The 19877-nt window shown below is 74.5% G+C and carries 24 protein-coding genes; 16 read left to right on the plus strand and 8 right to left on the minus strand.

The genetic code is table 11. The features are described from left to right. The first annotated feature begins 2 nt into the window (after positions 1 to 2). From AES38_RS13765 to AES38_RS13775, 3 genes are read left to right on the plus strand one after another with little or no spacing between them, the layout of a single operon-like run. The gene (locus AES38_RS13765; protein WP_053775831.1) at positions 3 to 1049 is read left to right on the plus strand and encodes an ABC transporter permease; all 1047 of its coding nucleotides are present in this window, start codon (positions 3 to 5) and stop codon (positions 1047 to 1049) included. Further along, positions 1046 to 1843 (plus strand): ATP-binding cassette domain-containing protein, encoded by a 798-nt coding sequence (locus tag AES38_RS13770; protein WP_053775443.1) that lies wholly within the window; start codon positions 1046 to 1048, stop codon positions 1841 to 1843. Before AES38_RS13765 ends, AES38_RS13770 begins: the two co-directional genes overlap by 4 nt. Further along, positions 1840 to 2133 (plus strand): putative quinol monooxygenase, encoded by a 294-nt coding sequence (locus tag AES38_RS13775; RefSeq protein ID WP_053775444.1) that lies wholly within the window; start codon positions 1840 to 1842, stop codon positions 2131 to 2133. The genes AES38_RS13770 and AES38_RS13775 overlap by 4 nt, the downstream gene beginning before the upstream one ends. Positions 2134 to 2191: 58 nt before the next feature. On the opposite strand, the gene AES38_RS13780 is transcribed toward AES38_RS13775, so the two are convergent. Next, positions 2192 to 2944, minus strand: a complete 753-nt coding sequence (locus AES38_RS13780; RefSeq protein WP_053775445.1) for an SDR family NAD(P)-dependent oxidoreductase — start codon at positions 2942 to 2944, stop codon at positions 2192 to 2194. 193 nt (positions 2945 to 3137) lie between these two features. Between AES38_RS13780 and AES38_RS13785 the strand changes: the two genes are divergently transcribed. The 5 genes from AES38_RS13785 to AES38_RS13805 all read left to right on the plus strand — a co-directional run bounded on the left by AES38_RS13785 (position 3138) and on the right by AES38_RS13805 (position 7891). Then, positions 3138 to 5213, plus strand: coding sequence for a PhoX family protein (locus AES38_RS13785; RefSeq protein WP_053775446.1), 2076 nt, complete (start codon positions 3138 to 3140; stop codon positions 5211 to 5213). A 165-nt stretch (positions 5214 to 5378) separates the two neighbouring features. Then, positions 5379 to 5906 carry a hypothetical protein gene (locus AES38_RS13790; RefSeq protein ID WP_081001909.1) on the plus strand — a complete coding sequence of 176 codons (528 nt, stop codon included), beginning with the start codon at positions 5379 to 5381 and terminating at the stop codon, positions 5904 to 5906. Positions 5907 to 6093: 187 nt separating this feature from the next. Beyond that, the gene (locus AES38_RS13795) at positions 6094 to 6453 is read left to right on the plus strand and encodes a hypothetical protein (RefSeq protein ID WP_053775447.1); all 360 of its coding nucleotides are present in this window, start codon (positions 6094 to 6096) and stop codon (positions 6451 to 6453) included. A 38-nt stretch (positions 6454 to 6491) separates the two neighbouring features. Then, entirely contained in the window at positions 6492 to 7097 is a 606-nt protein-coding gene (locus AES38_RS13800; RefSeq protein WP_053775448.1) for a hypothetical protein, read from the plus strand. Between the two features lie 56 nt (positions 7098 to 7153). After that, complete coding sequence (locus tag AES38_RS13805) at positions 7154 to 7891, plus strand: ZIP family metal transporter (protein ID WP_045529925.1); 738 nt, start codon at positions 7154 to 7156, stop codon at positions 7889 to 7891. A gap of 15 nt (positions 7892 to 7906) precedes the next feature. Here the strand turns inward: AES38_RS13805 and AES38_RS13810 are convergent, their stop codons facing one another. Beyond that, the gene (locus AES38_RS13810) at positions 7907 to 8392 is read right to left on the minus strand and encodes a MarR family winged helix-turn-helix transcriptional regulator (protein WP_072174652.1); all 486 of its coding nucleotides are present in this window, start codon (positions 8390 to 8392) and stop codon (positions 7907 to 7909) included. Positions 8393 to 8568: 176 nt separating this feature from the next. On the opposite strand from AES38_RS13810, the gene AES38_RS13815 reads away from it, so the two are divergent. Then, positions 8569 to 10335: a MinD/ParA family ATP-binding protein gene (locus tag AES38_RS13815; protein ID WP_053775450.1), complete on the plus strand. Its 1767-nt coding sequence runs from the start codon at positions 8569 to 8571 to the stop codon at positions 10333 to 10335. A gap of 86 nt (positions 10336 to 10421) precedes the next feature. Further along, entirely contained in the window at positions 10422 to 11756 is a 1335-nt protein-coding gene (locus AES38_RS13820) for an MATE family efflux transporter (protein ID WP_157883571.1), read from the plus strand. 26 nt (positions 11757 to 11782) lie between these two features. Here AES38_RS13820 and AES38_RS13825 read toward each other — a convergent pair whose 3' ends face one another. The 5 genes from AES38_RS13825 to AES38_RS13845 form a co-directional block, all read right to left on the minus strand. Then, positions 11783 to 12010, minus strand: coding sequence for a hypothetical protein (locus AES38_RS13825; RefSeq protein WP_157883549.1), 228 nt, complete (start codon positions 12008 to 12010; stop codon positions 11783 to 11785). Then, the gene (locus AES38_RS13830; RefSeq protein ID WP_157883550.1) at positions 12007 to 12384 is read right to left on the minus strand and encodes a hypothetical protein; all 378 of its coding nucleotides are present in this window, start codon (positions 12382 to 12384) and stop codon (positions 12007 to 12009) included. The genes AES38_RS13825 and AES38_RS13830 overlap by 4 nt, the downstream gene beginning before the upstream one ends. A 169-nt stretch (positions 12385 to 12553) precedes the next feature. After that, on the minus strand, positions 12554 to 13414 hold the full coding sequence (locus AES38_RS13835; protein WP_081001910.1) for an aldo/keto reductase: 861 nt from the start codon (positions 13412 to 13414) through the stop codon (positions 12554 to 12556). A gap of 23 nt (positions 13415 to 13437) precedes the next feature. Then, on the minus strand, positions 13438 to 14379 hold the full coding sequence (locus AES38_RS13840) for a methyltransferase family protein (protein WP_053775454.1): 942 nt from the start codon (positions 14377 to 14379) through the stop codon (positions 13438 to 13440). Then, positions 14376 to 14891 carry an ASCH domain-containing protein gene (locus tag AES38_RS13845; RefSeq protein ID WP_053775455.1) on the minus strand — a complete coding sequence of 172 codons (516 nt, stop codon included), beginning with the start codon at positions 14889 to 14891 and terminating at the stop codon, positions 14376 to 14378. The genes AES38_RS13840 and AES38_RS13845 overlap by 4 nt, the downstream gene beginning before the upstream one ends. A 56-nt stretch (positions 14892 to 14947) precedes the next feature. Between AES38_RS13845 and AES38_RS13850 the strand changes: the two genes are divergently transcribed. Together AES38_RS13850 and AES38_RS13855 are read left to right on the plus strand one after the other, a co-directional pair. Next, positions 14948 to 15487, plus strand: coding sequence for a hypothetical protein (locus AES38_RS13850; RefSeq protein WP_053775456.1), 540 nt, complete (start codon positions 14948 to 14950; stop codon positions 15485 to 15487). A 54-nt stretch (positions 15488 to 15541) separates the two neighbouring features. Then, positions 15542 to 16102 carry a GNAT family N-acetyltransferase gene (locus AES38_RS13855; RefSeq protein WP_053775457.1) on the plus strand — a complete coding sequence of 187 codons (561 nt, stop codon included), beginning with the start codon at positions 15542 to 15544 and terminating at the stop codon, positions 16100 to 16102. Here AES38_RS13855 and AES38_RS13860 read toward each other — a convergent pair. Next, the gene (locus AES38_RS13860; RefSeq protein ID WP_053775458.1) at positions 16099 to 16617 is read right to left on the minus strand and encodes a GNAT family N-acetyltransferase; all 519 of its coding nucleotides are present in this window, start codon (positions 16615 to 16617) and stop codon (positions 16099 to 16101) included. The two genes, AES38_RS13855 and AES38_RS13860, sit on opposite strands and share 4 nt — an antisense overlap. A 166-nt stretch (positions 16618 to 16783) precedes the next feature. On the opposite strand from AES38_RS13860, the gene AES38_RS13865 reads away from it, so the two are divergent. The 4 genes from AES38_RS13865 to AES38_RS13880 all read left to right on the plus strand — a co-directional run bounded on the left by AES38_RS13865 (position 16784) and on the right by AES38_RS13880 (position 19813). Continuing rightward, positions 16784 to 17755, plus strand: coding sequence for a DMT family transporter (locus AES38_RS13865; RefSeq protein WP_244629274.1), 972 nt, complete (start codon positions 16784 to 16786; stop codon positions 17753 to 17755). A gap of 9 nt (positions 17756 to 17764) precedes the next feature. After that, positions 17765 to 18460 carry an endonuclease NucS gene (gene nucS, locus AES38_RS13870; RefSeq protein WP_053775460.1) on the plus strand — a complete coding sequence of 232 codons (696 nt, stop codon included), beginning with the start codon at positions 17765 to 17767 and terminating at the stop codon, positions 18458 to 18460. A gap of 55 nt (positions 18461 to 18515) precedes the next feature. Beyond that, entirely contained in the window at positions 18516 to 19238 is a 723-nt protein-coding gene (locus AES38_RS13875; protein ID WP_053775461.1) for an HAD family hydrolase, read from the plus strand. Between the two features lie 113 nt (positions 19239 to 19351). Continuing rightward, complete coding sequence (locus tag AES38_RS13880) at positions 19352 to 19813, plus strand: MarR family winged helix-turn-helix transcriptional regulator (protein WP_053775462.1); 462 nt, start codon at positions 19352 to 19354, stop codon at positions 19811 to 19813. Positions 19814 to 19877: the final 64 nt, after the last annotated feature.

Raw genomic sequence — 19877 nt, forward strand, 5'->3', positions numbered from 1 at the left:
CCGTGAGCCAGCGGACAGCCGACCCGAACCCGCCCACCTCGTCGCTCGACCTCGCGAACGAGTTCCTCGACCGCCGCACGCCGGTCGACCGCATCCGCGGCGTGCTCCACCGCTACCCCGCCGTGAGCCCGGCCGTCGTGCTGGTCCTCGCGATCATCGTGTTCGGCCTGCTCAACGACCGCTTCCTCGACCCCGCCAACCTGTCGCTCGTGACGCAGCAGGTCGCCGTGGTCGGCACGCTCGCGGTGGCACAGACGCTCATCATCCTCACCGCGGGCATCGACCTGTCGGTGGGCGCGGTGATGGTGCTGACGTCGATGGTGATCGCGCAGACCGCCAGCCAGAACGGCCTGCCCGCGCCCGCCGCGCTCCTCGCCGGGCTCGTCGTGGGCCTCGCGGCCGGGGCGTTCAACGGCCTGCTCGTCACGCGGCTGCGGCTCCCCCCGTTCATCGTCACCCTCGGGACGCTCAACATCTTCGTGGCGCTCACGCTCCTCTACTCCAACGGCGCGACCGTCCGCGGCGTGGACATGCCGGCGGCGCTCTCGTGGACCGGCCGGACGTTCGACCTCGCGGGCGTGAAGATCAGCTTCGGCGTGGTGCTCATGCTCGTGCTCTACGTGGTGGTCGCCTTCATCCTCGGCAAGACCGCCTGGGGCCGGCACGTGTACGCGGTCGGCGACGACAAGGAGGCCGCGCGCCTCGCGGGCATCAGCGTGAACCGCGTGCTCATGAGCGTGTACCTCGCGGCCGGGGCGATCCTCGCGGTCGGCGCGTGGATCCAGATCGGCCGCAGCAACGCGGCCAGCCCGAACGCGGGCGCCGACCTCAACCTCGACTCCATCACCGCGGTGGTCATCGGCGGCACGAGCCTCTTCGGCGGCCGCGGCACCGTGTGGGGCACGCTGCTCGGCGCGCTCATCGTGGGCGTGTTCCGCAACGGGCTCTCGCTCGCGGGGCTGGACGTGCTTTACCAGACGCTCGCGGTGGGCGTCCTCATCATCGTCGCCGTCTCGGTCGACCAGTGGATCCGGAAGGTGCGCAAGTGACCCTCATCGACCCCGCGGGGAGCAGCCCCGCCGCGACCCGCACCCCCGTCCTCGAGGCGAAGCGGCTCGTGAAGACCTTCGGCCGCGTCGTCGGCCTCGACGGGGTGAGCCTCGAGCTCTTCCCGGGCGAGGTGCTCGCCATCATCGGCGACAACGGCGCCGGCAAGTCGACCCTCATCAAGTGCCTCACGGGGGCGGAGACGCCCGACGAGGGCGAGCTGTTCCTCGACGGGAAGCCGGTGTCGTTCAAGCGGCCGCAGGACGCCCGAGCCGCGGGCATCGAGACGGTGTACCAGAACCTCGCCGTCTCCCCCGCGCTCGACGTGGCCTCGAACCTCTACCTCGGGCGGGAGAAGCGGAAGAAGGGGATCCTCGGATCCGTCTTCCGCATGCTCGACACCGCCGGCATGCGCCGCGAGGCCAAGGCGGAGCTGACCGAGCTCGGCATCTCGACGCTGCAGGACGTGACCGTGCCGGTCGAGAACCTCTCCGGCGGGCAGCGGCAGGCGGTCGCCGTGGCGCGCGCCGCCGCGTTCGGGTCGAAGGTCGTGGTGCTCGACGAGCCCACCGCGGCGCTCGGTGTGCGCGAGTCGAACCAGGTGCTGGAGCTGGTGCGGAACCTGCGCGACCGGGGCATCCCGGTGATCCTCATCAGCCACAACATGCCGCAGGTGTTCGAGGTCGCCGACCGGATCCACATCCAGCGCCTCGGCAAGAAGGCCGCGACCATCACGCCGCAGTCGCACTCCATGACCGACGCGGTCGCGATCATGACGGGCGCGGCCACCGCATGACGGCCACGGTGCTGTACGCGGAGTTCACGGCGCTGCCGGGGAACGAGGAGCAGGTCGCACGGATGATGGCGGGCCTCGCGGAGCTCGTGCGCGCGGAGCCCGGCAACGTCGTGTTCGAGCCCTACCGGCGGGTGGAGGATCCGGCGCGGTTCGTCGTGCACGAGGTGTACCTCGACGAGGCCGCGTTCCAGGCGCACATCGGGGCCCCGTACGGAGCCGAGTTCAACGCGGCGCTCGGGCCGCTGATCGTGGAGGACGGGTCGCAGCTCACGTTCCTCGCGCCCGTCTGACGGGCGGGATCACGACCCCGCGGCCGCCCGGCGTCTCGACGCGCCGGGTGGCCGCGGATCAGCGCGCCGAGTACCCGCCGTCCACGAGGTGGTAGCTGCCCGAGATGAAGGACGCGTCGTCGCTGAGGAGGAAGAGCACGAGGGCCGCGACCTCCTGGTCGGTGCCGAGGCGGCCGGTCGCGTGCTGGCCCTCGAGGTGGGCGAGCGACTCGGGCGAGAGCGACGAGCGCACGAGCGGGGTGTCGATGAAGCCGGGGCCGACCGCGTTCGTGCGGACGCCGCGGGCCGTGTACTCGAGCGCCGCGACCTTGGTGAGGCCGACGAGGGCGTGCTTGCTCGCGACGTAGGCCGCGTTCTGGGCGATGCCGACGGATCCGAGGACGGAGCTCATGTTGACGATCGCGCCGCCGCCCGCCTCCACCATGGCGGGGAGCTGGTAGCGGAGGCCGTAGAAGACGCCGTCGAGGTCGACCGCGCGCGTGCGGTCCCACGCGGCGATGTCGTAGTCGCCGATGTCGGCCGCGGGCGCGCTGATGCCGGCGTTGTTCACGGCGAGGTGCAGGGCGCCGTAGGTGGCGACCGCGTGCGCGACGGCGGCCTCGGAGTCCTCCGCCCTCGAGGTGTCCTGGCGGAACGCGACGGCGGCGCCGCCCGCGGCCTCGATCTCGGCGACGACGCGCTCGGCCGCCTCCAGCTGGATGTCGGTGACGACGACCGACGCGCCCTCCGCGGCGAGCGCGCGGGAGATCGCGGCGCCGATGCCGCTGCCTCCGCCTGTCACGAGCGCGGTCTTCGTGTCGAACCTGGCCATGGGGATCCTCCTCGGGTCGCTGCGACGCGGATCCACGCCGCAGCTCGACGGTACGCCCGCACGATCCGGCCATCCCGGGTTAACCCGGCGTCCACCCGGGCGTCGGGGGCGCGCTCGGGGGCGCGAATACCTTTCGGGTGTGATGCGTCCGCCGGTACCCGGAGCAGACGCCCGAGATCGATGGAGACCCCACATGACCCTCACCCGTGAGACCCACCACCGGCTGCTGCCGGTCCTGTCGCGCGACCCCCACGCCCGCGGCAAGCGCAGCACCGTCACGTGCCACCTCAAGTGCGACGACGCGTGCACGAAGCCCGTCCCCAACATCACCGACAACTCCTACTTCCGCGACATCGCGGGCCGTGCCCTCTCGCGCCGCACGCTGCTCGGCGGCGCGGGCGCCGGTGCCCTCGCGATCCTCGTGGCGCAGAACGCCGCCGCCCCCGGCGCCGAGGCCGCCGCCGCGCAGGCCGCGTCGAACCTGCCGTTCACCGCGATCACGCCCGTCGACGCGTCCGTCGACCAGTTCACCGTGCCGACCGGCTACCGCTGGCAGCCGATCATCCGCTGGGGCGACCCGCTCTTCAGCTACGCGGACGACTTCGACGCCGACAACCAGACCGCGAAGCTCGCCGCGCGCCAGTTCGGCTACAACAACGACTACCTCGACATCATCCCGATCAACTCGCGGAACAAGGAGGCGCTCCTCGTCGCCAACCACGAGTACACGAACGAGAACATCATGTTCCCGCCCGCCGCGGACGCCGCCGAGCTCGACGAGCAGCGCCGCATCGGCAAGGCCTCCCACGGCATGTCGGTCGTCGCTCTCCGCCGCAAGACGGTCGGCCAGCCGTGGACGTACACGGTCGGCCACCACCGCAACCGCCGCATCACCGCGGACACGCCCTTCACCGTGTCGGGCCCCGCCGCCGGATCCGCGTCGCTGCGCACCAAGGACGACCCGAAGGGCACCCGGATCCTCGGCACCCTCGGCAACTGCGCCGGCGGCACCACCCCCTGGGGCACCGTGCTCTCCGGCGAGGAGAACTTCAACGGCTACTTCCGCTCCGCGGGCACCGCAGCCGCCGACAAGCGCTACGGCCTCGCCGACAAGGCGACGACCCGCGGCTGGGAGGCCATCGACCCCCGCTTCGACGCGCGCACCCCCGGCTACGAGAACGAGCCGAACCGCTTCGGCTGGATCGTCGAGGTCGACCCGTTCGAGCCCGGCGAGGCGCCCGTCAAGCACACCGCGCTCGGCCGCTTCAAGCACGAGGGCGCGAACGTGATCCTCGGCAAGAGCGGCCACGTCGCCGCGTACATGGGCGACGACGAGCGCTTCGACTACCTCTACAAGTTCGTCTCGCACGACACGATGGTCGTGGGCACCTCGCGCCAGGACCGCCGCAAGAACAAGCAGCTGCTCACGCGCGGCGCGCTCTACGTGGCGCGCTTCACGGGCGACTCGCCCGTCGCGGAGATCACGGGCACCGGCCAGCTCCCCTCCGACGGCCAGTTCGACGGCATCGGCGAGTGGATCCCGCTGGTGGTCGACGGCGTCTGCCAGGTGCCCGGCTTCACGACCGAGGAGGCGCTCGTGCACACGCGCCTCGTCGCCGACGCCGCGGGCGCCACGAAGATGGACCGCTGCGAGGACGTGCAGCCGAGCCCCGTCACGGGCAAGGTCTACGTCGCCTGCACCAACAACACCGACCGCGGCAAGGCCGGCAAGGAGGGCGCCACGGAGATGAACCCGCGGACGACCAACCGCGACGGCCACATCGTGGAGATCACCGAGGACGGCGGCGACGCCCGCTCCACGACCTTCACGTGGAACCTGCTCCTCGTCGCGGGCGACCCGGCGAAGAACGGCTCGACCTACTTCGCGGGCTTCCCGAAGGAGAAGGTCTCGCCCATCAGCTGCCCGGACAACGTCGCGTTCGACTCCGAGGGCAACCTCTGGATCTCCACCGACGGCGCCCCGAGCACCATCGGCCTCAACGACGGCCTGTTCAAGGTCCCCGTCGAGGGCGCCGAGCGCGGCCACGTGCAGCAGTTCCTCTCGGTGCCCACCGAGGCGGAGACCTGCGGCCCGGTCGTGCACGACACCGAGGGCATGGTGTTCGTCGCGGTGCAGCACCCGGGCGAGGACGGCACCTTCGCCGAGCAGCACTCGTTCTTCCCGGACTACGTGCCCGCCGGCGTCACCCCGCCGAAGGGCGCCTGGCGCGGACCGCGTCCGTCGGTCATCCAGGTGTTCCGCGGCTGATCCGCGGAGAGCCGCTCGCGGGGTGACCCGCTGAGCTGATCGGGGGGGCCGATCGGAGGGCCGGGGCGTGCGTGCGCCCCGGCCCTCGTGCGTGCGGGGGATCGGGATGAGGTACCTTCCCCCGGTGCCCGAGGCAGATGACGCAACCGCCGCGAGGGCCCACTCGTGAGCACGCTCTTCGTGGACGAGTCGAAGGCCAAGGGATACACGATGGTCGCGGTCGCCGTGGCGGCGCACGACGCCCCCGCCCTGCGGCAGCAGGTGCGTGCGCTCGTCCTGCCCGGGCAACGACGCATCCACTTCACCAATGAGAGCGACTCTCGCCGAAGGGCCGTGCTGGCGAGGCTTCGCGACCTCGGCATACGAGCCGACGTCGTCCATTCCGATGACCGCAGCGAGCTGGCGGCCCGGCTGTCGTGCCTCGCCGCCGTCGTGGACCTGGCTGCATACCGGCGGGACGCGCGCATCGTGTTGGAGCGCGATGACTCCATCGAGCAGATCGACCGGCGCTTCCTCTTCGACCAGGTCCACCGGCGAGGCCTCCGAGGAGCCCTGTCGTACACCCACGAGACGGCTCACCAGGAGCCGCTCCTCTGGGCGGCCGATGCGCTGGCGTGGAGTTGGACGAAGGGCGGGGACTGGCGGCGACGGATAGCGCCGATGCTGGAGGCGGCAGACGATCCGACGCGTTAAAGCGCGAAGCCCGGCTCACCGACCGTCCGGAAGGCTGCCGAGCTCACTTCGAGCCGCTATTGCGACGCGCACGGGCAAAGTAGCAGATCCGCGGGTCCTCGTCACTGCTCTTCTGACGACCGGGGGCGGGCGCCCCGGCCCTCGTGCATGCGCCTGCGACGGGGGCAGGCGGGGCTAGCGTCGAGGCATGAGCGAGCGGCCCGCGGATCCCGACGACGCGGGCGACCGCCCCGGCGACGCCTCCACCGACGACGAGCGCTGGCTGGTCTTGGGCGGGCGGCGCTGGCCGCGCACGGATCCGTCGCTCCCGGCAGACGTGGTGGACGCGCTGAAGTCGCACCTCGGGCGCGGCCGGTCGGGTGTCGGCGCCGCGAAGCGGCGGGGCGATGACGACGCGGTGGCCGCGGCCCGGCAGCGCGTGGGCCTCGCGAAGCACGGCCTCGGCGAGCGCGGCCCGCGCTGGTGGGACGAGCCGGAGGACGCGCGGCTCGAGCGGGCGCACGCGGCGCTGCGGGAGCTCGACGCGCTCGACCACCCCGCGACCTGACGCGCGCTGCCCACCCGCCCGCGGGCCAGGCTGGACGCATGCAGCTCTACTCCGCGCTCCCCCTCGTCCGCGCCCGGCAGATCGCGGCCGACACCGCGGCGCTCGCCGGCATCGTCGTGTCGGTGCTGGTGGGGATCGCGATGGCCGCGCTCATCCGTCCGCTCGGCGACCTCGGCCGCAGCATGGAGCGGTCGGGCACGCAGCTCAGCGGATCCATGACCGACGCCGCCGACGCCCTCGGCCGCCTGCCGCTCGTGGGCGATGCCGCGCGCGGGCCGTTCGAGGACGCGAGCGGGATCGGATCCGGCCTCGTGCAGGCCGGCCGCGACCAGCAGGCGCTCGTCGGCACGATCGCGCTCGTGCTCGGGCTGCTCGTGGCGCTCGTGCCGATCGCGTTCATCGTGCGGCACTGGCTGCTGCGCCGCGTCTCGTTCGTGCGCCGCGCGGCCGCTGCGCGCTCGCTCGCGTCGACGCCCGGCGGCACCGAGCTGCTCGCGCTGCGGGCCCTCTCCTCGCGGAAGCCCGCGGCGCTGCTCACGGCGCACCCGGATCCGGTCGCGGCCTGGCGCGCGGGCGACCCGCGCGTCGTGCGCCAGCTCGCCGACCTCGCGCTGCGCGACGCGGGGGTGTCGGCGGGGCGCTGATCGCGAGCGCCCGGCCGAGGTGACGGACGCGGCGCGGAGGGAGCATCCTCGGAGGCATGTCGCCTCTCCTCCTGGCCGGTCTCGCCGGTCTGCTCTCCGGGCTGTCGCTCGTCGTCGGATCCCTCGTCGCCTGGTTCGTGAAGGTGCCGCGCGAGGTCGTGGCGCTCGTGATGGCGTTCGGCGCCGGGGTGCTCATCTCGGCGCTGTCGTTCGACCTGGTCGACGAGGCGTCGGCGAGCGGCGGCGTGATCCCCACGCTCGGCGGCTTCGTCGCGGGCGCGGTCGTGTACGTGGTGCTCGACCAGATCCTCGAGCACGGCGGGTTCCGGAGGAAGCACCACGGGAAGTCGGGCGGCGGGGGCGGCACCGGCGTGGGCATCGCGCTCGGCGCCCTCCTCGACGGCGTGCCCGAGACGGCCGTGCAGGGCCTCAGCCTCACCGGCGGCGGGGCGCTCAGCATCGGCGTGCTGGTGGCGGTGGTCATCTCGAACTTCCCCGAGGGCATGTCGAGCACGGCCGATCTCAAGCAGTCCGGGCGGAGCGCGCGCTACGTCTTCGGGCTCTGGACCTCCATCGCCGTGATCTGCGCGCTCTCGTCCCTCGGCGGGTACGCGCTGCTCGGCGGCCTGCCCGAGAGCGGCCAGTCGGTCGTGATGGCCTTCGCGGCCGGCGCGATCCTCGCGATGATCTGCGACACGATGATCCCCGAGGCGTTCCGCAAGGCGCAGGCGCTCACCGGGCTCGTGACCGTGCTCGGATTCGTGGCGAGCTACGCGGTGCACCAGGCGGGGTGATCGGCCCGCTTCGGATCAGGCGTCGGCGGGCTTGTCGCGCGGCGACACGTTGAAGCGGTGCAGCAGGCCCGCGAGCTGCTCGACCTCGGCGGTGTCCCACGCGTGGAGGCGGTTCTGCAGGCGCTCGCGCGTGCCCGCCCGCACCTGCTCGAGGCGCTCCTCGGCGAGCGGCGTGAGGGTGAGGATGGTGGAGCGGCGGTCCTCGGGATCCGGCTCGTCCTGCACGTAGCCGGCCTCGCGCAGCACGCGGAGGTGCCGGCTCACCGAGCTCTTGTCCATGAGGAGGCCGGCCGCGACGGCGCCGGCGGAGGCGGGCCCGTCGGTGCGGATCCAGCGCGCGACCGCGAAGGCGCCGGGCTGGAGACCCGGGTGGAAGACGGCTGCCTCCTCGATGCGCAGCGAGCGGATCGACATGAGGAGGGCGGCGAGCTCGGACGCGACGGAGGACACCGCTGCCGAGCGGTCGTCGGCGGGCGCGGGCACGTCGGCGGTTCCGGACATCACGGGGAGACCCTAACCGACCCCGATCCGCGCACCCGTCACGCGGAGGCGCCACGGGCGGGGAGTGGGGGCGTCGCGACGGGGGCGCCGGGCGGGCGACGACCCGCGGGATCCGGGCGCGGCGGCACCCCCTGGTAGCCTCGTCCGCGCAGGCGGGGACGATGAAGGCGAGCCACATGACCGACGACACGCACGACACCGGCCACCGAGAGGGTGGGGCGTCGGAGCCTCCCCTCCTCAGCCGCCGCGAGCTGCGCCGCCGCCAGCAGGAGATGGAGAGGGACCGCTCGACCGACGCGTCGGGCGACGCGCACCGGTGGGTGGATCCCTTCCCCGCCGTCCCCCGCACCTCCGAGGGCGGCCTGTTCGGCCCCGACCGCGTGCGCCCGGGCAGCGCGGCACCCGCGCCGACCGCGCCCGAGGGCGAGCCGGCGGAAGCGGAGCCCGCCGAGGGCGACCCCGAGGTCGAGGTCGTCGGCACGCGCGCCTTCGACGAGCTCTTCGACGACGCCGAGGACGACGACGTCGATCCCGAGGACCGCGTCCCGGACGCCGCGACGCCCGCCGCCGCGCAGCCCGCCGCCGACGCGGACGACGACGCCCGGCCCTCGTCCGCCGCAGCGACCCCGTTCGACGCGGTCGTCTCCGCCGAGGCCGGATCCGCGTGGAGCGTGCCCACCCCGCACGTCGTCAACGCCCACCCCTTCCGCATGCCGCTGCGCCCGAGCACGGAGCCGACGGACGCCGACGCGCGGCCCGTCGACGACGCGCAGCCGGCCGCCGACGCGTCCGCGCTCCCCTCCCCCGCCTTCCCCGAGCCTGCCGCCACCGCCCCGCAGCCGACGCCGGTCGCCTCGCTGCCCGCGGCGCCCGACGAGGTCGAGGAGCCCGCCGACGCGCGCCGCCCCGGCACCGACCTCACGGCGTTCCCCGACGCGGATCCGCAGCGCTACGTCATGCGCACCCCGCGCGCCGACCAGACCTCCAGCACCCTCAGCCTCTTCCCCGAGCAGACCGGCCAGCGCCCGCCGCGCGGCCCCGTCGTCGCGCGCACCGGGTTCCGCGGCTTCGTGAACACGGTCACGGGCGGCGTCTTCAAGATCGGCCCCGGCGCCGAGGAGGCCGCTGCGAACGCCGAGGTCGCCCGCCGCGAGGGCGACGAGCGCGTGATCCGCCAGGCCACCTGGTCGCGCGCGGTCAGCGTGCTGGTCGCGAACCGCAAGGGCGGCGTCGGCAAGACGCCCACCTCCCTCATCCTGGGCGGCGTTCTCGGCTCCATCCGCGGCGGATCCGTCGCCGTGGTCGAGGTCACCGACGACCCCGGAGCGCTCGGCTACCGCGCCGAGGGCCAGCCGACCCGCGGTCTGGGCGAGCTCGTGCGCGATCGCGACGAGATCCACAGCGCCGGCCAGCTCGCCGGCTACACGGCGCCGCAGACGAGCTTCGCCTCCGTCGTCGCGTCGGTCGGGCCGCGCCGCGAGCTCACGGGCGACGACGTCATCGGCGTCTCCCGCCTCATCGACGAGTACTACGCGGTGCGCGTGATGGACTCCGGCAACCAGCCGTCGTCGTCCGCCTTCCGCGGTGCCATCGAGGTCACCGACGTGCTCGTCGTCCCCGTGCTCAACGCGGGCGACGCGGTGCTCGAGGCGGTCGCGCTGCTCGACTTCCTGCGCGAGCTCGGCGGGCACGCGGCGATGCTGGCGGACAACGCCGTCATCATCCGCCTGCACGACGGGCGCCCGGAGGACCCGGCGGTCGTCGCGCGCATCGACCGGATCCTCGACGACGCCCGCCCGGCGCAGATCTTCACGGTGCCGTACGACGCGCACATCGCGGAGCGCGGGCCGATCTCGCTCGCCTCGCTCGACCCCGAGGTCGCGCGCGCCTTCACGGCCGCGACCGCGGGCGTCGTGCAGCGCCTGGCGCACGCGGTCCGCTGACGGGCGCGCCCGAGCCCGGTGCGGCGGGCGGATCCACCGGGCGACGCCCGCGGATCCGCCGCCCGCTCGACCGCGAGATCCTCGCGCTGGCCGTGCCCGCGCTCGGGGCGCTCGTGGCCGAGCCGCTGTTCCTCCTCACCGACACGGCGCTCGTCGGCCACCTCGGCAGCGCGCCGCTCGCGGGCCTCGGCATCGCGAGCGTGATCCTGCAGACGATCGTCGGCCTCCTGGTCTTCCTCGCGTACGCGACCACGCCCACCGTCGCGCGGCGCCTCGGCGCGGGTGACCGGCCGGGCGCGATCCGCGCGGGCATCGACGGCCTGTGGCTCGCGCTGGCGCTCGGCGCGGTGGTGCTGGTCGTCGGGCTCGTGGTCGCGGATCCGCTCGTGCGCGCCCTCGCGGACACCGGCGGCGCCGACGCGGACCCGGCCGCGACCGCCGCCGTGGTCGACGCCGCGCGCACCTACCTCGGCATCTCGCTCGCCGGGGTGCCCGCGATGCTCCTCGTCATCGCCGCGACCGGCCTCCTCCGCGGCCTCCAGGACACACGCACCCCGCTCGTCGTCGCCGTCTCCGGCTTCGCGGCGAACGCGGCGCTCAACGCGTTCCTCATCTACGGGCTCGGGTTCGGCATCGCCGGATCCGCGTGGGGCACCGTCCTCGCGCAGTGGGGCATGGCGGCGGTCTTCGTCCTGATCGCCGTGCGCGCCGCCCGCGAGACGGGCACCACCCTGCGGCCCGGCCTCCGCGGGGTCGCGCGCTCGGCGGCGTCGGGCGGCTGGCTGCTCGTGCGCACGGCGTCGCTCCGCGCGGCGATCCTCGCGACGGTCGCCGTGGGCGCGGGCCTCGGGGTGACCGGGCTCGCGACCCTGCAGATCGCGCTCACGCTCTTCTCGACCGTGGCGTTCGTGCTCGACGCGCTCGCGATCGCCGGCCAGGCGCTCGTCGGCCACGGCCTCGGCGCCGACGACGTGCCGCGCGTCCGCGCCGTCGCCCGGCGCCTCGTGCAGTGGGGCGTGGGGCTCGGCGCGATCCTCGGCCTCGTGCTCGCGGCCCTCTCGCCGCTGCTCGGGCCGGTCTTCACGGGCGATGCGGGGATCCACCGCATGCTCGCCGCCGTGACCCTCGTGCTCGCGGTGGGCCTGCCGGTCGCCGGGTACGTGTTCGTCCTCGACGGCGTGCTCATCGGCGCCGGCGACGCCCGCTACCTCGCGCTCGCGGGCCTCGTGAACCTCGCGATCTACGCGCCCGCGCTGATCCTCGTGGCCTGGCTCACCGAGACCGGCCGCGTCGCCGGCACGCCCGCCCTCCTCGCGCTGTGGGCGGCCTTCGGCCTCGTCTACATCGGCGCGCGGGCGCTCACGCTGGGCCTGCGGGCGCGCGGCGACCGGTGGATCGTGACGGGGGTCGCGCGGGCCTGACGTCCGCGGCCGATGCGCCCGGTGCCTCAGCGCCCGAGGCGGCGGCGCAGCCGGGCCCGACGGAGGGCCCACGCATCGGGGGCGTCGGCCACGCGGACCCATCCGGCGTCCACCTCGCCGTCGACGTCGACGACGACGTACCGCCCTTCGCCCGGGTCGAAGTAGACGCTCTTGCCGAAGCGGCGGAGGTTCTCCGCGGCGTGGGCGGCGAGCCGGTGCGCCCTGCGCTGGGCCTCGGCGCTGTAGGGCGTCATGCGGGCCACCATCTCCTCCGGTTCCTCCTGCCCACGACTCCTGCCGGCGCGGCGGGCTCCCGCACATGATCGACGATGACGTTGCTCATCGCCAGTGCCATCTCGTGATCGGCGGCCGACGCCCAGGGCACGGCGATGAGGGCGTCCAGCACGGAGGCGCCCACCTCCGACGCCCCCGGTTCTCGACTGATGCACTTCTCGCAGGCCCAGGTGAAGCGCTGCCACCACTGCTCGCGCTGCGTCCACCGACCGGAGCGGTGGGCGGCCACCGCGGACAGCACGGCCGAGAGGAGGGCCGCCCCGCCGGCGATGACCGCGGCCCAGAGCGTGGCCGCGCTCTGGACCGCAGCCGTCACCGCCTCGGCATGGATCACGGGCACCTCGTCTCCTCGCGGGCGGGCGGACCTCCGCCCGCGTCGGCGGCGCAGCTGCCACGCGACAGCGCACCCTGACACGCGGGAGCGGCATCCTCACCCGCGAGGTCGAGGAGGAGCGGTGCCGGGATCGGGACGACCTGGGGAGGGAGAGCGGCCGCGGCGCGCCTCAGTACATCGCGAGCGGCCCCGCGCCCGTCGGCGCCGGGAAGGCCCGGTCGAGCTCGGCGATCGTCTCGTCCGGGATCACGAGGTCGAGCGCGGCGCGGTTGTCGGCGACGTGGGCGGGCGTCGCGGCCTTGGCGGTCGCGAAGACGTGCGGCGCCTGGCGGACGACCCAGGCGAGCGCGAGCTGGCCGGCGCTGACGCCGAGCGGCTCCGCGAGGGCGGCGAGCGTCGGATCCGACGCGAGCCGGCCCTGGTCGAGCGGCGAGTAGGCCATGACGGGCATGCGGCGGCGGCCGGCCCACGGGATCACGTCGACCTCGGGCCCGCGCTGGGCGAGGTTGTAGAGCACCTGGTCGGTCTGCGCGGCGTCGCCGCCGGGGATCGCGGCGAGCTCGTCGAGGTCGTCGGCGTCGAGGTTGCTGACGCCCCACGCGCGGACGAGGCCCTCCTCGACGAGCTCCTGCATCGCGGCGACCGTGTCGGCGAGCGGGTGGGATCCGCGCCAGTGCAGCAGGTAGAGGTCCAGCCGGTCGGTGCCGAGGCGCTGGAGGCTGCGCCGCGCGGCCTCGCCGGTGCCGCGGCGGGACGCGTTCGACGGGAGCACCTTGCTGATGAGGAACACCTCGTCGCGGCGGCCGGCGATCGCCTCGCCGACGAGCTCCTCGGATCGCCCGCTGCCGTACATCTCGGCGGTGTCGATCGCGGTGAGGCCCGCGTCGATCCCGGCGCGCAGGGCGTCGAGCTCGGTCGCGCGGGCGCCGCGGTCGTCGCCCATGTTCCAGGTGCCCTGCGCGAGGGCGACCGTGCTGCGGCCGTCGGGGAAGGTGGTCGTGGGGATCTCGGTGTCAGCCATCGCGTCCATCCTGCGCTGATCGGGCCGGGGTGTCAGCGCGGCGTCGCCTCGACGCCCGGGAACGTCGGCACCCAGCAGCGCACGGCGGCGCGGTAGCGGCGGAACGGATCGCCGAAGCGGGCCTCGAGGTCGGCCTCCTCGCCCGGCCGCACGACGTGGTTCCACAGCGACGAGCCGATGACGGCGTACGCCACGACGAGCCACGATCCGAGGATCAGCCCGACGGCCGCCGCCTGCGTGACGCCCGCGAGGGCCATGGGGTTGCGGACGAAGCGGTAGGGGCCGGCGATCACGAGGCGCGTGGCGGTCGCGGCTGGGAGCGGGGTGCCGCCGCCGCGGGTCGACATGGCGGCGGCCGACCAGATCCCGAGCGCACTCGCGAGCACCAGCACGACGATCCCGACGGGCAGCGCGGCCGACGGGAGCGGCACCGCGACCCGCCAGCGCAGCTCGAGCCACCGGATCGCGAGCGGCGCGACGCCGAGGAAGGAGCCCCAGAAGACGACGATCTGCAGGGCCGTCGCGAGCACGTGCCGCGAGGTGGCGGCGGTCGCGTCGGCGGGGCGCGCCGCGAACGGGCCGATCAGCGCCCAGCGGGTCGGCAGCCGGCCGACCAGCAGCAGGGCGCAGGCGACGAGGGATCCGAGGGCGGCGACCGCCATGATCACGACCCCGATCCCGGCCTCGGTCGTCACGGTCGCGTACGCCGCGAGCGCGACGGCGACGAGGAGCGTCCACGCGGAGGCGACGGCGGCGGCCCATCGGATCCCGGCCGCGGCGAGCGCCGACCCGACCACGAAGAGCGGGACGTCGAGCAGGGCGACGGGCAGCGGATCCAGCGACCCGAGCGTCGCGACGCGCACCGCGGGGATCGTCGGCACGGCGATCCACCACGCGGCGCCGCCCGCCGCCTGCGCGGCGAACCACAGGCGGGCGGCGGTGCGCGCGGAGAGGAGATGCGCCGGCCGCGTCACCGCGGGTCCGCGTGCTCCGGCGGCCAGACCACAGCGAAGCGCTCGAACACGATCTCGTCGTCCTCCGACCAGGCCGCGCCGCGGGCCGCGCTCACGCGCTCCCAGTAGATGCGGTGCTGCGTGCGCCAGCTCTCGAGGGAGAGGTCGTCCTCGCCCTCGTCGCGCGCGAACGCGGCGTCGGCGCTGGTGAACGGGCCGACGCGGAGCTCGGTGCTGCGGATCACGATGCGCGGCGCCCCGGTGCTGTCGCACGCGATCCAGTGGGATCCGATCCGCGGCACCTCGTCGCCGCGCGCGAGGAAGTCGGCGACGAGCTCGGCGGTGGCGCGCTTCCGACCCGAGAGCACGATCCCGAGCAGCTCGTCGGCGAGGCGGGCGTGATCCCCGAAGTGCTCCACCGTGTGCTCGGGCCCGGCCGCGACGGCCTGCGGGTGCGCGTCGGCGTACGCGGCCCACATCCGCGCGGCCGCCGCGAGGTCGGGCGGGGAGACGGGCGCGGTCGCATCGCTCATGGATCCGATGCTCCCACGCGGGCGGGCCGCGGCCGACGTCGCCCTAGCCTGATCCCGTGACCGACGATCCCCACCAGCCGCCCGCCCGAGACGCCCGCGGCCGCCGCATCCCCGACGCCGAGCAGCGGTCCGAGGCGCTGAAGGAGCGGATCTACGTCACCTTCACCGCCCTCGCGGTCACCATCGCGACCGTGCGCGAGGCGGAGCACGCGACCGTCGGCGGCACCGCGCTCACCCTCCTGCTCACGGTCGTCGGCACGCTGCTCGCCGTGTCGGTGGCGGAGTACATCGCGCAGATGGTGCGCGACGGCGAGGTGCCGGACCGGCGCGACGTCGGCCACATCCTCTACGTGTGCGCGAGCTCGCTCGCCGTGCTGCCCGTGCCCATGGCGATCCTCGGCCTCGCCGCGCTCGGCGCGCTCGACCTCGCGGCGGCCCTGCGGATCATCTCGATCGTGCTCGTGGCGACGCTCGTGCTCGTGACGCTGATCGCCGTCCGCCGGCTTCGCGTCCGGCTCGGCGTGAAGCTCCTGGTGCTGGCGGGCGTCGCGGTGCTGGGCGTCGCGGTGCTCGCGGTGGAGCTGGCCGTCCACTGATCCGGTCGGCGACCGATCCCGTCGCTCCCGGGGCGACCCCCGTAGCGTGAGGCCATGACCGCGTCCCCGCTGCCCGCGCGCCTCGAGACCGCCCGCCTCCGGCTGCGGCCTCTGGGGCCGCCGGACGTCGACGTCGTGCAGCGCCTCTGGGCCGAGCGGGATCCCCGCCACCCCGCGAGCCGCCGCGTGGACGACGAGGGCCACCCGTCGCGCGACGAGGTGCGCGACCGGCTGACGGTGCAGGCGGAGGAGTCGCTCCGCACCGGGATCGGGCTGCTCGCGATCGAGCGCCGCGACGCGCCGGGCGTCGTCGGGTACTGCGGCCTCATCGTCGGCAGCGCCTCGGTCGAGGAGCCCGAGATGGCCTTCGAGCTGCTGCGGGAGGTGCACGGGCAGGGCATCGCGACGGAGGCGGCGCGCGCCGTGGTCGACGCCGCCCGGGAGACGGGCCGCGTCCGGCTCTGGTCGACGGTGCGCCGGTGGAACGCCGCGTCCGCCCGCGTGCTGGAGAAGGCCGGCTTCACGGACAGCGGCCGGGTCACCCCGGATCCCGAGCACGGCGACACCGTCTGGATGACGTGCGACCTCCGGGATCCGTCGAGCGCCGACGCCTAGCCCGCGCCCAGCTCCCAGCGCACCTCGCCGTCGACGCGCGCGTCCGTCGGCGCGAGCCCCAGCCGCCGCGCCACGGCCTCCGACGCCGCGTGATCCGGGTGGATGTGCGCGCGCACGATGTCGACGCCGTCCTCCCGCAGCCACGCGACCATCGCGGCCGCGCACTCGGCCGCCGCGCCGGATCCCTGCGCCGCGGTCCCGACGAGCCACGCGACCTCCGCCACGCGCGCCGGCGCCTCGCCCGTCACGGTCGCCTGCACGAACCCCGCCGCGCGTCCCGACGCGCGCTCGCGGAGGATCCACACCAGCCACCGCGCGGATCCGTCCGGCGACCGCCCCGCCGCCTGCCGCGCGAACCGCACCTCGAGCGCGGCGGCCGACGGCGGCTCGCCCCCGGTGAAGCGGTACAGCGCCGGATCCGCCAGCACCCCGACCATCTCCCTCGCGTGCGCCACCACCAGCGGCTCGAGCGCGAACCGCGCCGTGGCGAGCACGGGGGCCGGCGTCGTCGTCATCGCCCGAGCCTCCCATGCATCGAGCCGGGAGACCGCGTCCGACGGCGCCGTCGCACCCCGCCGATACAGTGACGACGTGACACCCCCCGGCGCCCCGACGCCCTCCGCAGCCGCCACCTCCGCCGCGCTCCCCGGCGGCCGCCGCATCGCCGTCCAGTTCGCCGCCATGGGCACCGTCTGGGGCGCGAGCTTCCTCTTCATGAAGGTGGCGCTCGAGGGCGTCTCGTTCGGCCAGGTCTCGTGGACGCGGCTGGTGCTCGGCGCCCTCGCGCTCGGCCTCATCGTCGCCGGGCGCCGCCTCCCGCTGCCGAAGGAGCGGGTCGTCTGGCTGCACTTCGCGGTGGTCGGCGTCGTGGGATCCGCCATCCCGTACTCGCTGTTCGCGTGGGCCGAGCAGCACGTCACCTCGGGCGTCGCGAGCATCTACAACGCGACCACGCCGATCATGACCGCGCTCCTCGCGACCCTCGCGTTCCGCGTCGAGAAGCTGGGCCGTCGGCAGCTCGCGGGGATCGCGCTGGGCATCGTCGGCGTCGTCGTGATCATCGGGCCGTGGCGCCTCACCCCGAGCGCCGAGGCGTCCGCGTCCGGCCAGCCGCTCCTCGAGCTCGCCGGCCAGCTCGCCTGCCTCGGCGCAGCCGTCTGCTACGGGATCACGTTCAGCTACCTCCGCCGCTTCCTCACCCACCGCGGCATCCCCGGCGTCGTCACCGCCTTCATGCAGATCGGCATGGGCGCCGCCGCGATGGTCCTCGCCACCCCGTTCCTCGCGACCGGCCCGGTGTCGCTCGACCTCCCCGTGGTGCTCAGCCTCGTCGTGCTGGGCGTGGTCGGCACCGGCCTCGCCTACCTCTGGAACATGAACGTGCTGCTCGCCTGGGGGCCCACCGCCACCTCGACCGTCACGTACATCACGCCGGTCGTGGGCGTCGCGCTCGGGATCCTCGTGCTCGGCGAGTCCCTGCACTGGAACGAGCCCGCGGGCGCCGTCCTCGTGCTGCTCGGCGTGCTCCTCTCCCAGGGGCTGCGGCGCGGCGGACGCGCATCCGCCGCCCACGCCGCCGCGACCGCCGCATGGGCCGCGGCGGCTCCCGGCACGGCACCCGGCGCGACGCGCACCCCTCCGACGCCCGGCTAGGCTCGCCGGGTGCGTCTCGTCATCGCCCGCTGCTCCGTCGACTACGCCGGCCGCCTCAGCGCGCATCTCCCCCTCGCCACCCGCCTCCTCATGGTCAAGGCCGACGGGAGCCTCCTCGTCCACTCGGACGGCGGCTCCTACAAGCCCCTCAACTGGATGAGCCCGCCCTGCACGATCGTCGAGGTCGAGCCCGACGACGACCAGGCGCTCGCGGGCGTCCGCGAGATCTGGCGCGTCGTGCAGCCGAAGACGGCGGACATGCTCGTCGTCTCGATCCACGAGGTGCTGCACGACTCCGCGCACGACCTCGGCGTCGACCCGGGCCTCGTCAAGGACGGCGTGGAGGCGCACCTGCAGAAGCTGCTGGCCGAGCAGATCCACCTCCTGGGCGACGGCCACGAGCTCGTCCGCCGCGAGTACATGACTGCCATCGGGCCGGTCGACATCCTCGCGCGCGACGCCGACGGGAGGTCCGTCGCGGTCGAGCTCAAGCGCCGCGGCGACATCGACGGCGTCGAGCAGCTCACGCGCTACCTCGAGCTGATGAACCGGGATCCGCACCTCGCGCCGGTCACGGGCGTCTACGCCGCGCAGGAGATCAAGCCCCAGGCCCGCACGCTCGCCGAGGACCGCGGCATCCGCTGCCTCCTCCTCGACTACGACGCCATGCGCGGCATGGACGACGGGCACGCCCGCCTCTTCTGACCGGCCCTCGGGAGGCTCCCGGACGCCTCCCGCGCGAGGCTCGTAGGGTGGGCGGGTGACCGCACCCGACACGTCCGCACCCGACACGTCCCCCGGATCCGGCTCCGCGCCCTGGAGCTGCGTCCTCTTCGACCTCGACGGCACCATCACCGACTCGGCCCCGGGGATCACGGCGCAGCTCGCGAGGACGCTGGTCTTCATGGGCCTGCCGGTCCCCGGCCCCGCCCAGCTGCTCGAGTACGTGGGTCCGCCCATCCTCGAGTCCTTCCGCGACCTCGCGGGCATGGACGACGAGGCCCAGCAGCGCGCGCTCGCCCACTACCGCGAGGGCTACGCGGGCGGCGGCGTCTTCGACAGCTCGGTCTACGACGGCGTGCCCGACGTGCTGCGCGCGATCCACGCGGCCGGCATCCCGATCTCCCTCGCCACCAGCAAGCCCGAGTCCCAGGCCCGCCGCGTGCTCGACCACTACGGCCTCACGGGGCTCTTCGTCGAGATCTGCGGCGCCAGCGAGGACGAGGTGCGCTCCGCGAAGGCCGACGTCATCGAGGAGGCGCTCCGGCGGCTGCGCGCCGCGGGCGTCGACCTCGGCAACGTGGTGATGGTGGGCGACCGCGAGCACGACGTGCTCGGGGCCGCGGCCCACGGGATCCCGACGGTCATGGTGGGGTGGGGCTACGGCAGCCCGGCGGAGGCCGCGGGCACCATCGCGGTGGTCGACACGGCCGCCGAGCTGGAGGCGATCCTGACGCCCGAGGCCGCTCGACCCGCCGCCTGAGGCGCCCGCTCCGAATCCCTCACAAGCAGGAGCCTTTCCACAGATCCGGCCGCTGACCCCCGTTCGCCCAGGGGTTAGCAACACGGAGTGACAGAATGACCGGCGGAGGAACCATGTCAACACCGCAGGACCTGCAGGACCCGCTCGCGCTCGACAAGCAGGTCAGCTACTCGCTGGTCGTCGCCGCGCGCAGCGTGACCGCCCTCTACCGACCCATCCTCGATCCGCTGGGGCTCACCCACCCCCAGTACCTCGTGCTCCTCGCGCTCTGGGCCCGCGGGCCCCGCTCCGTCAAGGACCTGAGCCACGAGCTCCAGCTCGACAGCGCCACGCTCTCGCCGCTGCTGAAGCGGCTCGAGGCCATGGGGCACGTGTGGCGGGTGCGTCGCGCGACGGACGAGCGCGTGCTCGAGATCGGGCTCACCGACCAGGGCCGCGCCCTGCGCGAGAGGGCCGTCTCCATCCCGCAGCAGATCCGCGACCGCCTCTCCATGACGGAGGAGCAGCTCGAGGGCCTCAAGACCGTCCTGAGCCAGGTCATCGACAACGCGAAGGCGCTGCCCGAGACCATCTGACCGGTCACCCGCACCACCCGCGCCGCCCGAGCGCGTCCCCGCACCCGCACCACCCGATCGGAGC

The sequence above is a fragment of the Clavibacter capsici genome, from assembly GCF_001280205.1.
GTDB classification, from domain to species: domain Bacteria; phylum Actinomycetota; class Actinomycetes; order Actinomycetales; family Microbacteriaceae; genus Clavibacter; species Clavibacter capsici.

Excerpts from the sequence above, each read along its gene's own strand:
- AES38_RS13805 (WP_045529925.1), top strand. The coding sequence starts at position 7,154 with ATGTCGCCTCTCCTCCTGGCCGGTCTCGCCGGTCTGCTCTCCGGGCTG.
- AES38_RS13775 (WP_053775444.1), top strand. The coding sequence starts at position 1,840 with ATGACGGCCACGGTGCTGTACGCGGAGTTCACGGCGCTGCCGGGGAAC.
- AES38_RS13860 (WP_053775458.1), bottom strand. The coding sequence starts at position 16,617 with ATGACGACGACGCCGGCCCCCGTGCTCGCCACGGCGCGGTTCGCGCTC.
- AES38_RS13835 (WP_081001910.1), bottom strand. The coding sequence starts at position 13,414 with ATGGACGCGATGGCTGACACCGAGATCCCCACGACCACCTTCCCCGAC.
- AES38_RS13810 (WP_072174652.1), bottom strand. The coding sequence starts at position 8,392 with ATGTCCGGAACCGCCGACGTGCCCGCGCCCGCCGACGACCGCTCGGCA.
- AES38_RS13795 (WP_053775447.1), top strand. The coding sequence starts at position 6,094 with ATGAGCGAGCGGCCCGCGGATCCCGACGACGCGGGCGACCGCCCCGGC.
- AES38_RS13780 (WP_053775445.1), bottom strand. The coding sequence starts at position 2,944 with ATGGCCAGGTTCGACACGAAGACCGCGCTCGTGACAGGCGGAGGCAGC.
- AES38_RS13815 (WP_053775450.1), top strand. The coding sequence starts at position 8,569 with ATGACCGACGACACGCACGACACCGGCCACCGAGAGGGTGGGGCGTCG.
- AES38_RS13825 (WP_157883549.1), bottom strand. The coding sequence starts at position 12,010 with ATGACGCCCTACAGCGCCGAGGCCCAGCGCAGGGCGCACCGGCTCGCC.
- AES38_RS13785 (WP_053775446.1), top strand. The coding sequence starts at position 3,138 with ATGACCCTCACCCGTGAGACCCACCACCGGCTGCTGCCGGTCCTGTCG.
- AES38_RS13880 (WP_053775462.1), top strand. The coding sequence starts at position 19,352 with ATGTCAACACCGCAGGACCTGCAGGACCCGCTCGCGCTCGACAAGCAG.
- AES38_RS13800 (WP_053775448.1), top strand. The coding sequence starts at position 6,492 with ATGCAGCTCTACTCCGCGCTCCCCCTCGTCCGCGCCCGGCAGATCGCG.
- AES38_RS13855 (WP_053775457.1), top strand. The coding sequence starts at position 15,542 with ATGACCGCGTCCCCGCTGCCCGCGCGCCTCGAGACCGCCCGCCTCCGG.
- AES38_RS13865 (WP_244629274.1), top strand. The coding sequence starts at position 16,784 with ATGGGCACCGTCTGGGGCGCGAGCTTCCTCTTCATGAAGGTGGCGCTC.
- AES38_RS13845 (WP_053775455.1), bottom strand. The coding sequence starts at position 14,891 with ATGAGCGATGCGACCGCGCCCGTCTCCCCGCCCGACCTCGCGGCGGCC.